The 13,815-nt window shown below is 67.8% G+C and carries 11 protein-coding genes; 7 read left to right on the top strand and 4 right to left on the bottom strand.

Features of this window, described 5'->3' with window-relative positions:
* Positions 1-79: 79 nt before the first annotated feature.
* Positions 80-1,429: a cytochrome P450 gene (locus tag LX13_RS09225; protein WP_253661041.1), complete on the top strand. Its 1,350-nt coding sequence runs from the start codon at positions 80-82 to the stop codon at positions 1,427-1,429.
* A gap of 2 nt (positions 1,430-1,431) precedes the next feature.
* Here LX13_RS09225 and LX13_RS09220 read toward each other — a convergent pair whose 3' ends face one another.
* Complete coding sequence (locus tag LX13_RS09220) at positions 1,432-1,902, bottom strand: SRPBCC family protein (RefSeq protein WP_253661040.1); 471 nt, start codon at positions 1,900-1,902, stop codon at positions 1,432-1,434.
* Between the two features lie 112 nt (positions 1,903-2,014).
* Between LX13_RS09220 and ilvD the strand changes: the two genes are divergently transcribed.
* Complete coding sequence (gene ilvD, locus LX13_RS09215; protein WP_253661039.1) at positions 2,015-3,721, top strand: dihydroxy-acid dehydratase; 1,707 nt, start codon at positions 2,015-2,017, stop codon at positions 3,719-3,721.
* Positions 3,722-3,737: 16 nt separating this feature from the next.
* Here the strand turns inward: ilvD and LX13_RS09210 are convergent, their stop codons facing one another.
* Positions 3,738-4,433 carry a YceI family protein gene (locus LX13_RS09210; protein WP_253661038.1) on the bottom strand — a complete coding sequence of 232 codons (696 nt, stop codon included), beginning with the start codon at positions 4,431-4,433 and terminating at the stop codon, positions 3,738-3,740.
* 169 nt (positions 4,434-4,602) lie between these two features.
* Here LX13_RS09210 and ggh point away from each other — a divergent pair, with 169 nt between their 5' ends.
* From ggh to LX13_RS09195, 3 genes are read left to right on the top strand one after another with little or no spacing between them, the layout of a single operon-like run.
* Complete coding sequence (gene ggh / locus LX13_RS09205; RefSeq protein ID WP_253661037.1) at positions 4,603-5,943, top strand: glucosylglycerate hydrolase; 1,341 nt, start codon at positions 4,603-4,605, stop codon at positions 5,941-5,943.
* A 54-nt stretch (positions 5,944-5,997) separates the two neighbouring features.
* Positions 5,998-7,389 carry a hemolysin family protein gene (locus LX13_RS09200; RefSeq protein WP_253661036.1) on the top strand — a complete coding sequence of 464 codons (1,392 nt, stop codon included), beginning with the start codon at positions 5,998-6,000 and terminating at the stop codon, positions 7,387-7,389.
* Positions 7,386-8,417: a hemolysin family protein gene (locus tag LX13_RS09195; RefSeq protein ID WP_253661035.1), complete on the top strand. Its 1,032-nt coding sequence runs from the start codon at positions 7,386-7,388 to the stop codon at positions 8,415-8,417. Before LX13_RS09200 ends, LX13_RS09195 begins: the two co-directional genes overlap by 4 nt.
* 44 nt (positions 8,418-8,461) lie before the next feature.
* On the opposite strand, the gene LX13_RS09190 is transcribed toward LX13_RS09195, so the two are convergent.
* Positions 8,462-10,567 carry a PhoX family protein gene (locus tag LX13_RS09190; RefSeq protein ID WP_372499862.1) on the bottom strand — a complete coding sequence of 702 codons (2,106 nt, stop codon included), beginning with the start codon at positions 10,565-10,567 and terminating at the stop codon, positions 8,462-8,464.
* 185 nt (positions 10,568-10,752) lie between these two features.
* Here LX13_RS09190 and LX13_RS09185 point away from each other — a divergent pair, with 185 nt between their 5' ends.
* On the top strand, positions 10,753-12,261 hold the full coding sequence (locus tag LX13_RS09185) for an amidase (RefSeq protein ID WP_253661034.1): 1,509 nt from the start codon (positions 10,753-10,755) through the stop codon (positions 12,259-12,261).
* Positions 12,262-12,315: 54 nt separating this feature from the next.
* Here the strand turns inward: LX13_RS09185 and LX13_RS09180 are convergent, their stop codons facing one another.
* Complete coding sequence (locus LX13_RS09180; RefSeq protein WP_253661033.1) at positions 12,316-12,897, bottom strand: TetR/AcrR family transcriptional regulator; 582 nt, start codon at positions 12,895-12,897, stop codon at positions 12,316-12,318.
* Between the two features lie 132 nt (positions 12,898-13,029).
* Here LX13_RS09180 and LX13_RS09175 point away from each other — a divergent pair, with 132 nt between their 5' ends.
* Positions 13,030-13,764, top strand: a complete 735-nt coding sequence (locus LX13_RS09175) for an SDR family NAD(P)-dependent oxidoreductase (protein ID WP_253661032.1) — start codon at positions 13,030-13,032, stop codon at positions 13,762-13,764.
* Positions 13,765-13,815: the final 51 nt, after the last annotated feature.

Genomic DNA, 13,815 nt, shown 5'->3' with positions numbered 1-13,815 from the left:
GGTTCCGACCGTACGCCGAGCACCTGCTGGTACGTTGGAGTACCTGCAGACTGATGTGTTCGTCGAAGGGTTCGCCTCCATGTCCACCGACACCGCCCCGGACGTCGCCGTCCCGCACCTCCCGCCGTCGTCACGGCTGCCGAGATCGGTTCAGGGGGCTTTGTTCATCGCCTCCCGACGGCGGCTGTTCGCGTTGATGCGCCGCCGCCACGGCGTGGACTACACGGTGAACGTCCCCATGTTCGGCAACGCGGTGGTCCTCGGCGACACCGATCTCATCCGGCAACTGTTCCTCAGCGGCTCGGATGCGGTGCACAACATCCGGCCCAATCTCGGGCGCGTTCTCGGGCGGGCGTCGATGTTCTCGCTCGAGGGCGAGGAACACCGCCGCCAACGCAAACTCCTCACCCCGCCGTTCCACGGCAGACGGATGCGTGAGTACGAGTCGATCATCGCCGAGGAGACCCTCGCCGAGGCCCGAACGTGGCCGTCGGGGAGCGAGTTCGAGTCGCTGGCCCCGATGATGCGGATCACGCTGAACGCGATCCTGCGCGCTGTGTTCGGCGCCGAGGGCGAGGAACTCGAGGTCCTCCGTCGGCACATGCCGGAGTGGATCGAGCAGGGCTCGCGGATCTCGGTGCTCCCCAAGCCGCCGTTCGACTTCCCCGGGTCGCCGTGGCGCCGGTTCCACACCAACCGTCGCCGCTTCGACGATCTCGTCGACACCCTGGTCGCGAAAGCGCAGGCCGACCCCGATTTCGAGAACCGCTCCGACATCCTGTCGTTGATGCTGCGCAGCCGCTACGACGACGGCACCGCGTTGTCTCGCAAAGAGATCGCCGATCAGCTGCTGACCATGCTCGCCGCCGGTCACGAGACGACCGCGAACACGTTGGCCTGGGCGATCGAGCGTCTGACCCGCCATCCCGACGTCCTGCGTCGTCTCTACGACGAGGTCGATGCCGGCGGCTCCGAGCTGCGCCAGGCCGTCATCTACGAGGTCCAGCGGTCGCGGCCGGTGATCGACCTGTGCGGACGCACCGTCACCGCGGAGTCGCTCACCCTCGGCGAGTGGACCATCCCGCGCGGGCGCGTGGTGTTGGTGAGCATCGCCCAGGTGCAGGCCGACGAGGCGTTGTTCCCGCACGCCGATCGTTTCGACCCGGACCGATTCCTCGGGTCCAAGCCCAGCACCATCTCGTGGATACCGTTCGGCGGCGGCACGCGGCGCTGCATCGGCGCAGCGTTCGCGAACATGGAGATGGATGTCGTGCTCCGAGAGTTGCTTCGGCATTACGCCATCGAGATGACAACGGCTGCCGATGAGGCGTGGCATTCGCGCGGGGTCGCGTTCAACCCCGCGAAGGGTGGACGGGTGCGGCTCTCACCGCGCGGCGTCGCATCGACCGGTGTCGCCGACGTCGGCTGACCTCAGCTGCCCGACTCGGCCTGCTCCTTGAGCGCGAGCAGGCCCCTCTCGAAGTCCTTGCCGATCAGCTTGTCCATCGGGACCACCATGGCGAACAGCTTGGCGAACCCCGTGCTGTGTCCGGCCATCGTCCAGCCGACCGTCGTGGTCGACTCCGTCTCGACGATCGTGAAGACGACGGTGCTCTCGGACGAGAACGGCTTCTCGAACCGCAGGTCGATGGCGACGCGTCCCGGTCGATCCGCCTCGGTGATCGTCATGGTGCCGGCGCCGGCCTTGCGGTTGCCGCGCCACCCGTACGTGGCGCCCTCCCCGGTGTCCGGACCGCCGTAGGTGCGTTCGACGTCGGGGTCGTTGCGTTCCCACGGTGACCACGCGGTCCACCGGTGGAAGTCGGCGACGAGCCCGAACACGGCATCGGCGGGCGCGGCGATCTCCGTCGTGCGGGAGACGGTGTACGGGGTGGGTGCCATGCCGTGGAACGGTAGTCGGATCGGGCGCCGGTCGGAACGGGTTTACGCTGGCTCCGGAGTTCCATTCATGGGCAGCCCAGCCCGATTCTCGATGTAGAAGGTCAGGAGCGTCATGTCGACGGAGGACAACTCACCGGACGTCAAACCCCGCAGTCGCGACGTCACCGACGGCCTGGAGAAGACCGCGGCGCGCGGAATGCTGCGCGCGGTCGGGATGGGTGACGACGACTGGGTCAAGTCGCAGATCGGTGTCGCGTCGTCCTGGAACGAGATCACCCCGTGCAACCTCTCCCTCGAGCGACTGGCCAAGGCGGTCAAGGTCGGGGTGCACGCGGCTGGTGGCTTCCCGCTCGAGTTCGGCACCATCTCGGTGTCCGACGGCATCTCGATGGGCCACGAGGGCATGCATTTCTCGCTGGTCTCGCGCGAGGTCATCGCCGACAGCGTCGAGACCGTCGTCAGCGCCGAGCGTCTCGACGGATCGGTGCTCCTCGCCGGATGCGACAAGTCGCTGCCCGGAATGCTCATGGCCGCAGCACGTCTGAACCTCGCGAGCGTCTTCCTCTACGCCGGCTCCACCCTGCCGGGATTCGCGACGTTGTCGGACGGCAGCGAGCACCAGGTCACCATCATCGACGCCTTCGAGGCGGTCGGAGCCTGTTCGCGTGGCCTGATGTCGCGTGCCGATGTCGACACCATCGAACGCGCGATCTGCCCCGGTGAGGGTGCCTGCGGCGGTATGTACACCGCGAACACGATGGCGAGCGCCGCCGAGGCGCTGGGGATGTCGTTGCCGGGCAGTGCTTCCCCGCCCGCGCCGGATCGTCGCCGCGATCAGTTCGCGCACGCCAGCGGCGAGGCCGTCGTCGAACTCCTGCGTCGCGGGATCACCGCGCGCGACATCATGACCCGCGAGGCGTTCGAGAACGCGATCGCCGTCGTCATGGCGTTCGGCGGCTCCACCAACGCGGTGCTGCACCTGCTGGCCATCGCGCACGAGGCCGAGGTCGAGCTGACCCTCGACGACTTCACCCGTGTCGGGGCGCGGGTCCCGCACCTCGCCGACGTCAAGCCGTTCGGCAAGCACGTCATGACCGACGTCGACGCCATCGGCGGCGTTCCCGTGGTGATGAAGGCCCTGCTCGACGCGGGTCTGCTGCACGGGGACTGCCTGACCGTGACCGGCCGGACCGTCGCCGAGAACCTCGCCGACATCGCCCCGCCCGACCCGGACGGCAAGGTGCTGCGCGCGATGAGCGAGCCGATCCACCCCACCGGCGGCATCACGATCCTCAAGGGTTCCCTCGCCCCGGGCGGCGCCGTGGTCAAGTCCGCCGGGTTCGACTCCGACGTCTTCGTCGGCACCGCCCGCGTGTTCGAGCGTGAGCGTGCGGCGATGGATGCCCTCGAGGACGGCACGATCGCGGCCGGCGATGTCGTCGTCATCCGCTACGAGGGCCCGAAGGGTGGGCCCGGGATGCGCGAGATGCTCGCCATCACCGGCGCGATCAAGGGCGCGGGCCTCGGCAAGGACGTCCTGCTGCTGACCGACGGCCGGTTCTCCGGCGGCACCACCGGGCTCTGCGTCGGACACGTGGCGCCCGAGGCCGTCGACGGCGGTCCGGTCGCCTTCGTGCGCGACGGTGACCAGATCCGGCTCGATGTCGGGACCGGCACGCTCGATCTGCTCGTCGACGAGGCCGAGCTCGAATCACGCAGGCAGGGCTGGGCGCCGCTGCCCCCGCGCTACACCCGCGGGGTCCTGTCCAAGTACGCCAAGCTCGTCGGCTCGGCGTCGCAGGGAGCGGTCTGCAGCTGACTCTCGGCGTACGCGGTCAGGCGCGGTCGAGGTTCACCAGGAACTCGATGGATCCGGTCTTCTCGACCTGGACGAAGCCGAGCGAGGGCGCTTCGACGCCGTAGTCCGACCATGTCACCGGGATCGAGCCCTGCACGATGACCGAGGTCCCCGATCGTTTGACGTTGAGATCGGTGCTCACGTCCCGCTTTTCGCCCTTGAGGGTCATCGTGCCGGTCACCGGGACCGTGGCGGCCGCACCCGAGGCCGGGACCCCGGAGATGTCGGCGGGACTCGTGATCTCGAACGTAGCGGTGGGATGCGCAGAGGTGTCCATGATCCCGGAGCCGCGGAACCTGTTGTCGCGCGACGACTCCGGGCTCGTGATGGATGCGACGTCCACGGTGATGGTGCCGCTCTCGAGTTTGTCGGCGGCGACGTCGATGCCGCCGGTGACCTTCGCGGTGCGGCCGTTGACCGTGATGTTCTCCCCGCGCAGCACCTCGTCGACCCGGTACCCCGCCTGCGTCCGGGTGTCCTGTGCGTCCGGGCCGGCGACGACGGTCCACGCGCCGTTGACGTCGCCCTGGGCGGCCTGGGTCTGCGAGGGCAGACTCAGCGCCTCATCGGCGTCCTCGACGATCCAGTTCTTGTAGACCCATGGTCCGGCGGCGACCGCCACGATCACGACCACGACGATCACTCCGGCGGCCCACAGCAGCTTCTTCTTCATGTCGCTCCGTCTCATCGTGTCCTGGTGCGGTGATGAGAACCGAAGATATGCGGCGTTCCTGAAAACCACCTGGCAAATTGGTGCGAATCGGACTCCGCCCCGTCCGCGCGGTGTCGGGCCCGATCGCGCCGCCGCGCGCGAAACCGCAGGTGTGCGGGAGGATGGCGAGGTGGCGAACCTCGGCTTCACCCCGACCCAGCTGTCGGCGCGCGCGGCCTATCTCCTGCGCGGCAACGATCTCGGCACCATGACCAGCGCCGCACCCAAGCTGTACCCGCACATGTGGAGCTGGGACGCCGCGTTCGTCTCGGTCGGTCTGGCACCGCTGAGCGTGGAACGCGCGGTGATCGAGATGGACACCCTGCTCTCGGCCCAGTGGACCAACGGGATGATCCCGCACATCGTGTTCGCCAACGGCCGCGACGGATACTTCCCCGGCCCGGCGCGATGGGAGTGCGCAAAACTGGCCGCCCACGCCCCGACGACCGCCGACACCTCCGGCATCACCCAGCCGCCCGTCCACGCGATCGCGGTGCAGCGGATCCTCGACCAGTCCCGTCGACGAGGGCGCACGACCCGCGCGGTGGCCAACGAGTTCCTGGATCGTCGCTGGGGCGACCTGGTGCGGTGGCACCGCTGGCTGGCCGACGCCCGGGATCCGGGCGGGCGGGGTCGGATCACGCTGTTCCACGGCTGGGAGTCCGGCATGGACAACTCGCCACGCTGGGACGCCGCCTACGAGAACGTCGTCCCCGGGGCCGACCTGCCGCCGTACACCCGCGCCGATCTGACCCACGTCGCCGACCTCACCATGCGCCCCACCGACCTCGAGTACGACCGCTACCTGTGGCTCGTCGAGCAGATGAAACGGGTCAACTACGACGACGCCCTGCTGCCCGACGTGATGAGCTTCGCCGTCGAGGACGTGTTCGTCAGCGCCATCTTCGCCGTCGCGTGCGACGTCCTCGCGACCATCGGTGAGGACTACTCGAAGCCCCGGGCGGACGTCCGTGACCTGCGGGCGTGGGCCGATCGCTTCCGTGCCGGCGTGGTGTCGGCGACCAACGAGCGCAACGGCATCGCCCGCGACTTCGACCTGCGCGCCGGACGGTGGATCAACACCGAGACCATCGCGGCCTTCGCTCCGCTGCTCTGCGGCGGCCTGCCCCGCGACCGCGAACGGACGCTGTTGCGGATCTTCGAGGGTCCGCGTTTCTGTGGCCATCCCGACCTGAGGTACGCCGTCCCGCCGTCGAACTCGCCCATCGCGGCGAACTTCAAACCGCGCGAGTACTGGCGCGGACCGGTGTGGCCGGTGATCACCTGGCTGTTCTCATGGGCATTCGCCCGGCGCGGTTGGCCCGAACGTTCGGCCCGCCTCCGCGAGGAGGGGCTGCGCCAGGCACAGGACGGTGCGTTCGCCGAATACTACGAACCGTTCACCGGCGAGCCGCTGGGCAGCATGCAACAGAGTTGGACCGCGGCGGCCGTCCTGGACTGGCTCGATTAGGTCACTGCCCGGTAGGTAAAGGAACTTTTACGTTCAGTTGGACGTAGAAGTGTCGTGACGATCCTCGGAATCCTCGCCGGCATCCTCGTGGTCCTCGTGATCACCGCGTTCACCGGCTACTTCGTCGCGCAGGAGTTCGCCTACATGGCTGCCGACCGCTCACGGCTCAAGGCGCAGGCCGCAGCGGGCGACCGCAGCGCCGAACGTGCCCTGCGGGTGACGCGTCGGACCTCCTTCATGCTGTCCGGTGCACAGCTCGGCATCACCGTCACCGGTCTGTTGGTCGGCTACGTGGCCGAGCCGCTCATCGGTGAGGGCGTCGGCGAGCTGCTGGGTGGTCTGGGGTTCGCGGCCGCGACGGGTGTCGCGTTGGGCACGATCATCGCGGTCGTGCTCTCGACGCTGGTGCAGATGCTGTTCGGCGAACTCTTCCCCAAGAACCTGGCCATCGCCCGACCCGAGCCGGTCGCCAAATGGCTGGCCCGTTCCACCACGCTGTACCTGTCGCTGTTCGGCTGGCTGATCTGGCTGTTCGACCAGTCGTCGAACCTGCTGCTCAAGGTGCTCGGCATCAAGCCCGTGCACGACGTCGAGCACTCGGCGACACCCCGCGACCTCGCGCACATCGTCGCCGAGTCGCGGGCCACCGGCGAGCTCGCTCCCGACCTGTCGGCGTTGCTCGACCGGATCCTCGACTTTCCCGGCCGTACCGCGGCGCACGCCATGATCCCGCGCCCGCGGGTCGACACGATCTCGGCGGACGACGACGTGTCGGCGGTGCTGGCAGTCATGGGTTCCGGTCACACGCGGTACCCGGTGATCGGCGACGGTCCCGACGACCTGCGCGGTGTGATCGCACTGCACGACATGCTCGCCGACCGCCCCTCCGGGAGCGCGGACGACTTCGCCCGCCCCGCTGTGATGGTGCCGACGACGCTGCCGTTGCCCGCGGTCCTGACGACGTTGGAGACGGCGAAGGCCGAGATGGCACTGGTCATCGACGAGTACGGCGGATTCGCGGGGATCGTCACCGTCGAGGACATCGCCGAGGAACTCGTCGGCGACATCGACGACGAACACGATGCGGGCACCGCCGCCGCCGTCACCGGCTCGGTCGACGAGGGGTGGTCGATGCCGGGGGATCTCCCCATCGACGAGGTCGAGCGGGTCATCGGGTTCCGCCTTCCCGCGGGGGATTACGAGACCCTCGCCGGCGCCACGATCCACGCGGCCGGGGGATTCCCCGAGAAGGGGAGCCACGTCGCGATCCCGCTCGAGGCCGACGCGGCCGATCTTCTCCACGACGACGACCCACCCGGGCGTCTGCTGACGGTGACGGTCGTCGCGGTCGAACGGATGGTGCCCGCGCGGGTGTGTGTCCGGGTCGACATGGCCCACAACGACTCCGACGATCACGCCGCCACCGACATGGAGACGACACGATGAGCAATCCCTGGGTACTCGTCCTCGTCACCGCGGGACTGATCGCCGCGAGCGCGTTCTTCGTGGCCATCGAGTTCGCGCTCATCGCAGCCCGCCGCCACCGACTCGAGGACGCCGCGGTGAACAGCCGTGCGGCGCGCGCGGCCCTGCGCAGCGCGTCGGATCTGTCGGTGCTCCTCGCGGGCTCGCAGCTGGGCATCACCGTCTGCACCCTGGCCCTGGGCGCGGTGACCAAGCCTGCGGTGCACTACTGGCTGACCCCTCGGTTCGAGAGCCTCGGCGCACCGCTGTGGATCGCCGACGTCATCGGCTTCGTGCTCGCGCTGATCGTCGTGACGTTCCTGCACCTCGTGGTCGGCGAGATGGCCCCGAAGTCCTGGGCCATCGCGCACCCGGAACGCTCGGCCACCCTGTTGGCGATCCCCATGCGTGGCTTCATGTTCCTCACCCGACCGCTGCTCGTCGGCCTCAACCACATGGCCAATTGGTGCCTGCGTCGCGTCGGGGTGGAGCCCGTCGACCAGACCGACGGCACCCAGGACACCGAGGGGCTACGACACCTGGTCGAGCACTCCGGCACCGTCGGCACGCTCGACGAGCGCTACCACGGAAGGCTGACCAGCGCGCTGGAGATCGAGAGCCTCGCCATCGGCGACATGGTCGCCGAATCTGCGACTCTCGCGAGAATCGCGGCTGTCGATGTCGGTGCGTCGATCGCCGAGATCAGGGCGACCGCCCGGACCAGCGGCCACCTGCGGCTGCTGGTGCGCGCCGGCGCCAACACCGTCGGCGTCGTGCACGTCCGTGACAGCCTCACTGCCGAGAGCTCCAGCACCGCCGGGGATCTGATGCGGTCGCTGCTGCGCGTCGACGCGCAGGAACCGGTGCACGCGGTGCTCCGGACCATGCGCGAGACCAGAACCCACCTCGCCGTCGTGCAGTCCGCAGGCACTGGTGACGTCCTCGGCGTGGTCACGCTGTCCGACGTGGTCGATCGCCTGTTGCCGGGGACGGTCGGCAGCACCGCGTAGCAGTTCGTATCGCCAGGCGACACGAACTGCTACGGATCGGCCGGTCAGACCCCGATCTTGCCGCCGGTCTTCCACACCGCGACCACCGATGGGCGGGGCTGTGACGACCCGCCGTCGGGCCAGTTCGAGTACGGCTTGTCCGCGCTGTACTCGTCCTCCTCGCCCGGGTGCTGGACGCAGACGATCACGCGGTCCTCGGTGATGATCGGCCCACAGGTCTCCGCGCCTCGGGGGACGGTGAGGAACTGCTTTGTCTCGCCGCGGTTCTCGCCGTCGAGCGCGACCGCGAACAATCCGTCGTTGCTCTTCAGGGCATTGCCGTCGGTGGAGATCCACAGGTTGCCGTGCGGGTCGAACGCCACGTTGTCCGGGCACGAGATCGGGCTGACCTTCGTCTTGTCGAACCCGCCGTAATACGTGTCGGCCTCGGCCGGGTCGCCGCAGACCAGCAACAACTCCCAGGTGAACTCCGTGCCGGCGTGATCATCGGTGAACTCGATGATCTGACCGTTCTTGTTCTCGTTGCGCGGATTGGCCTCGTCGGCGCCGGCCTCACCGTCGGTGCCGCGCTTGGTGTTGTTGGTCAAGGCGCAGTAGACCTTGCCGGTCTTGGGGTGCGGCTCGATGTCCTCGGGCCGGTCCATCTTGGTGGCTCCGGCCTTGTCGGCGGCGGTGCGGGTGAACACGGCGACCTGCGCTGCGGTCATCCCGGCGATCTTCGACTCCGACGAGCCGTCGTCGTTGACGGTGAGCAGCGGGATCCAGGTGCCCTTGCCCGCGAACTTCCCGTCGGTCGGAAGCTTTCCGCTGCCGTCGATCTGGTCCGGCGCCTCGCCGGTGAGCCTGGCGACGTAGAGCGTGCCGACCTCGAGGATGCGCAGGTTGTTGCGCATCGCGGAGGCCCCGTTGCCGGGCGTGATCTTCTTCGACGACACGAACTTGTAGATGTACTCGAACCGCTCGTCGTCACCGGTGTAGGCGACGACGGTTCCGTCGGAGGTGACGAAGATGTTGGCCGACTCGTGCTTGAGCCGCCCGAGCGACGAGTGCTTGATCGGGGTGGACGTCGGGTCGTGCGGGTTCACCTCCACGACGTAGCCGAACCGGTTGGCCTCGTTGGGATCCCGGGCGAGGTCGAAGCGCGATTCGTACCGGCCCCACACGTGGTAGTCGGCGTCGTCGGCGAAGCTGTACCGGTCGAGGCCCTCTTTCGCGGCCGGGTCGGTCACCTTGTCGGCGTTGGAGAAGTAGTTGTTGTAGTTCTCCTCGCCCGAGAGCATCGTGCCCCACGGGGTCAGTCCGCCCGAGCAGTTGGCGATGGTGCCGAGCACGGTGGTCCCGGCCGGGTCGGCCGTGGTCTTCACGAACTCACTGCCCGCGGCGGGGCCGGTGAGGGTGAACGGTGTCGACGCGGTGATGCGTCGGTTCCGCTGTCCGACAAGCGGGGTCAGCTTTCCGCTACCGGATTCGGACGTGACCTCGACGACGGTGATCCCGTGTGCGGCCATCGACACGCGTGCCTGGTTCTCGGTCGGGTCCAGCTTCTTGTAACCGGTGAACATGAACTCCTCGGTCGTGTACTCCTGGTTGCACACGAGGTAGAAGTTGTTCGGTTCGCCGTCGATGGCGATCAATCCGGCGAAGTCGTTGTTGAAGCCGAACTGCATCTCCTGGGCCTGCGGGGTCTGCGCGGCGAAGTCGAACGCCGGTGCTCCGGGCATCACCGGGTCGCCCCAGCGGATGACGACGGACTGCTCGTATCCGTCCGGGACCACCAGGGCATCTTGGGTGTTGGGCGCGACGGGGGTGAAGGCCATGCCGTCGCCCGTACCGGATCCGGTGACCGGTGGTGTCGACGGCGTCGAGGTGGTCGCGCTGTCGTCACCACATGCGGCAAGCGCAGCGGCGGCGCCCACCCCCACGGCGACGGTCGCCGAGCCCCTCAGGATCGAGCGCCGGGAGACCATTGTGCGCACCACGTCGCCGAAGTACTCGTTGTCGCTGGTGTTGCCGGGCTGGTGCCTGCACGCGTCACCGCATTTGTAGAGGCAGGTCACCCGGGCGCGCCCGGACGAGCCGGGCGTGGCGCCGCAGGTCTGTGATCGGGCGCCTGCGGGCGCAGAGAAAAGGGTGAGCGGAATGCGAACCACGTGGGTCTCCCAGGGCTGTGGAAGTGGACGAGAACGTCCGAACGCTACGCACCCCAGGTAAAGGGATCACATGGTCAAGGTAAATGGAAGGCAAAGAAGGTTGGGAGTCTTTTAGGACCGTAAATGTCCGCAATGGGTCAGATCATCGACGGGACCAGGTCATCCCATCTTCGAGGAGCCCACACATGACCATCCCCGAGCCCACCGCGGACGAGATCGCCGCAACCGCGCGGGAGCTCGGCTACGACGATCTCGCCGATTCAGCTGAGGAATACACGCAGATGATCACAGGCATGCTCGGGGTGTACGAGGCACTCGACGCGATAGACGAACCCGAGGTCCTCGTCAGTCGAGGGCCGGTGGCCTGTCGACGGCCGTCGGCCACCGAGGACCCGCACCACGCGTGGCAGGTGCGGGCATCGATCACCGAGGTCGAATCGGGTCCCCTTGCCGGGGTCCGGCTCGCGGTCAAGGACAGCATCATGGTCGCCGGCCTCCCGATGGCCAACGGGTCCGACGTACTCGCCGATTTCGTCCCGACCGGCGATGCCACCGTCGTGACACGAGCCTTGCGAGCGGGCGCGGAGATCGTCGGCAAGACGACCAACGAGTACTTCTGCATGTCCGGCGGGAGTCATACCTCCCACGGTGGGCCCGTACACAACCCACACCGGATCGGTGTCTCGGCGGGTGGATCGTCGAGCGGCAGCGCCGTCGTGCTGGTGACCGGTGATGCCGACATGGCGTTGGGGGCTGATCAGGCGGGCTCCATTCGGATGCCGGCGTCCTGGTCCGGCGTCGTCGGACTGAAACCGACGTATGGCCTGGTGCCGTACACCGGAATCGCGCCGCTGGAGGGGATGCTGGACCACGTGGGCCCGATGGCGCGCACGGTCACCGACAACGCCCGGCTGCTCGCGGTTCTGGCCGGCCCCGACGGTATCGACCCCCGCCAGCGCGACGTGCGCATCGAGAACTACGAGGCCGCGGTTGAGGCCGGGGTACGCGGAATGCGTGTCGGGGTGGTGACCGAGGGATTCGACAGCCCCGACGCAGAGGCCGCCGTCACCACATCGGTGCGCTCGGCGGCCCGTTCATTGCGCGCTGCCGGCGCAGTGGTCGAGGACGTGTCGATCCCGTTGCACAGTGTGGGTCCGGCCCTGTGGACGGCGATAGCGATCGAGGGAATGGCCGAAACCGTCTCTCGTAATCAGGGTTTCGCATTCGGACGGGACGACCACTACCCGACGGACATGATGGGGCATCTGTTCGACCGACTCGACCGTGTCGGCGGTCGGCCGGCCAACGTGGCGCTGTTCACGATGGTGGGACACTACGTCAACGCCAAGAGCGGTCGCCTCCACTACGCAAGAGCAGTCAACAAGACCCGGGTTCTGAGGGCCGCCTACGACGAGGCCTTGAGCCGGTTCGACGTGCTGGTGATGCCGACGACGCCCCAGACGGCACAACCACTGCCCGACCCAGCTGCCGGGCCCATGGCATCAATGCAGGCGGCAATCGAGATGTCGGCGAATGCCTGCCCGTTCAACATCACTCATCATCCTGCGTTGAGTGTGCCGTGCGGAACCGTGGACGGACTGCCCGTAGGCCTGCAGATCGTCGGCCGGCACTTCGATGAACCGAGCCTCTACCGGGTCGGTCGCGCGATCGAGCAACACGGCGGCGGTCGGTAGCCGAGCACCGATCCACCGTCCTGCCGGCTCCGTCGACGACGAGCGGTCGACGGGTTATCGGCGGGAGGCCGGAATCGCGCTGTCGACGAGTACGGCGGCGATGGCCGCCGCGGTCGGAAAGGACCCACTGTTGATGACGCGAGTACGGGCGGCGGCGCCGTCGAGCAACAGCGCCAGTTGTTCGCCGAGTTGTTCGGGGTCGGTGGCCCCGGCCTCGCGAGCCGCGTCCGTGAGCCGCGCGGCGACGGCGATCTTGTAGTCGCGCGCGTATTGCGACGCAGGATGTTTCGGATCGTGGAGTTCCACTGCGGCCCCGATGTAGGGGCACAGCGGCGCGGACGCCGAAACCTCGAATGCGGCCAGGAGACGCTCGCGGGGCGAGAGGTCGTCGCGGTCGAACACCCCGGACATGACGTCCGGATCGAACTGGCGCAGGTACTCGGCGATCAGTTCGTCCTTGTTGGTGAAGTGCTGGTACGCAGTGCGTTTGGACACCTGGGCCACCGCACAGAGTTGATCAACGCCCGTGCGGTTGACGCCCTGCTCGCGGAACAGTTGCTTCGACGCGTTGAGAATGCGCTCCCGTGCCCCCCGCCCGCGTCGTTGGCCCAGTGGGCCCTTCTCCAACTCCGTCATACCGGCAGCATACGCCTCCGGTAACGATCGGTGTATGTAGCTTGCGGGCGACGGCGATCGCCGCTAGCTTAAGTACACAGACCGGTACCAAAGCGGGCGCCGGGTGGAGAGCATCAAATCAAGGGAGAGATCGTGGGAAAGCTCGATGGCAAGGTTGCGGTGATCACGGGCGCATCAACCGGAATGGCCCTGGCGGGCGCCAAACTGTTCGTCGACGAAGGCGCGTACGTCTTCATCCAGGCTCGACGGCAGGAGTCGCTGGACGCCGCCGTCGACCTCATCGGCCGCAACGTCACCGCAGTTCAGGGCGACGCGTCGGATCTGGCCGACCTGGATCGCCTGTACGACACGGTCAGGAGGGAGAAGGGTTCCATCGACGTGCTGTGGGCCAGCGCCGGTATGGGGGAGGCCGCCGTCCTCGGAGAGATCACGGAGGAGCAGTTCGATCGGGCGTTCTCCCTGAACGCGCGCGGCACCCTGTTCACCGTGCAGAAGGCATTACCGCTGATCAACGACAACGGGTCGATCTTCATGACCGGGTCCAGCGCATCCCTCAGTGCCTTTCCAGGCTGGAGTCTCTACGCGGGAAGCAAGGCGGTGCAGCAGGCCTGGGCTCGCGTTTGGCTGAACGAACTGCGCGACCGCAGGATTCGGGTGAATGTTCTGACCCCCGGGCAGGTCGCCACGGCCAAACAGGAGGAACTGTTCGACGAGGCGACCAAGAACGCCTTCGAGGCGCTCATCCCTCGCGGGGAGATGGGCCGCCCCGAGGAGATCGCCACGGTCGCCCTGTTCCTGGCCTCCGATGACTCGAGCTACGTCAACGGGCTGGAACTCCTCGCCGACGGCGGCACCACCGCCCTCTGATCGCATCGACCAAATCCGCTCGTGCGCAATCGATGCGAACCGGACAACGCA

Source organism: Williamsia maris, assembly GCF_024171815.1.
GTDB lineage: Bacteria > Actinomycetota > Actinomycetes > Mycobacteriales > Mycobacteriaceae > Williamsia_A > Williamsia_A maris.
This window is presented reverse-complemented; position numbering and strand designations above follow the sequence as displayed.

What these genes read in the sequence shown, in the direction of transcription:
- LX13_RS09225 (WP_253661041.1), top strand. Translation starts at nt 80, where the DNA reads ATGTCCACCGACACCGCCCCGGACGTCGCCGTCCCGCACCTCCCGCCG.
- LX13_RS09220 (WP_253661040.1), bottom strand. Translation starts at nt 1,902, where the DNA reads ATGGCACCCACCCCGTACACCGTCTCCCGCACGACGGAGATCGCCGCG.
- ilvD (WP_253661039.1), top strand. Translation starts at nt 2,015, where the DNA reads ATGTCGACGGAGGACAACTCACCGGACGTCAAACCCCGCAGTCGCGAC.
- LX13_RS09210 (WP_253661038.1), bottom strand. Translation starts at nt 4,433, where the DNA reads ATGAAGAAGAAGCTGCTGTGGGCCGCCGGAGTGATCGTCGTGGTCGTG.
- LX13_RS09195 (WP_253661035.1), top strand. Translation starts at nt 7,386, where the DNA reads ATGAGCAATCCCTGGGTACTCGTCCTCGTCACCGCGGGACTGATCGCC.
- LX13_RS09185 (WP_253661034.1), top strand. Translation starts at nt 10,753, where the DNA reads ATGACCATCCCCGAGCCCACCGCGGACGAGATCGCCGCAACCGCGCGG.
- LX13_RS09180 (WP_253661033.1), bottom strand. Translation starts at nt 12,897, where the DNA reads ATGACGGAGTTGGAGAAGGGCCCACTGGGCCAACGACGCGGGCGGGGG.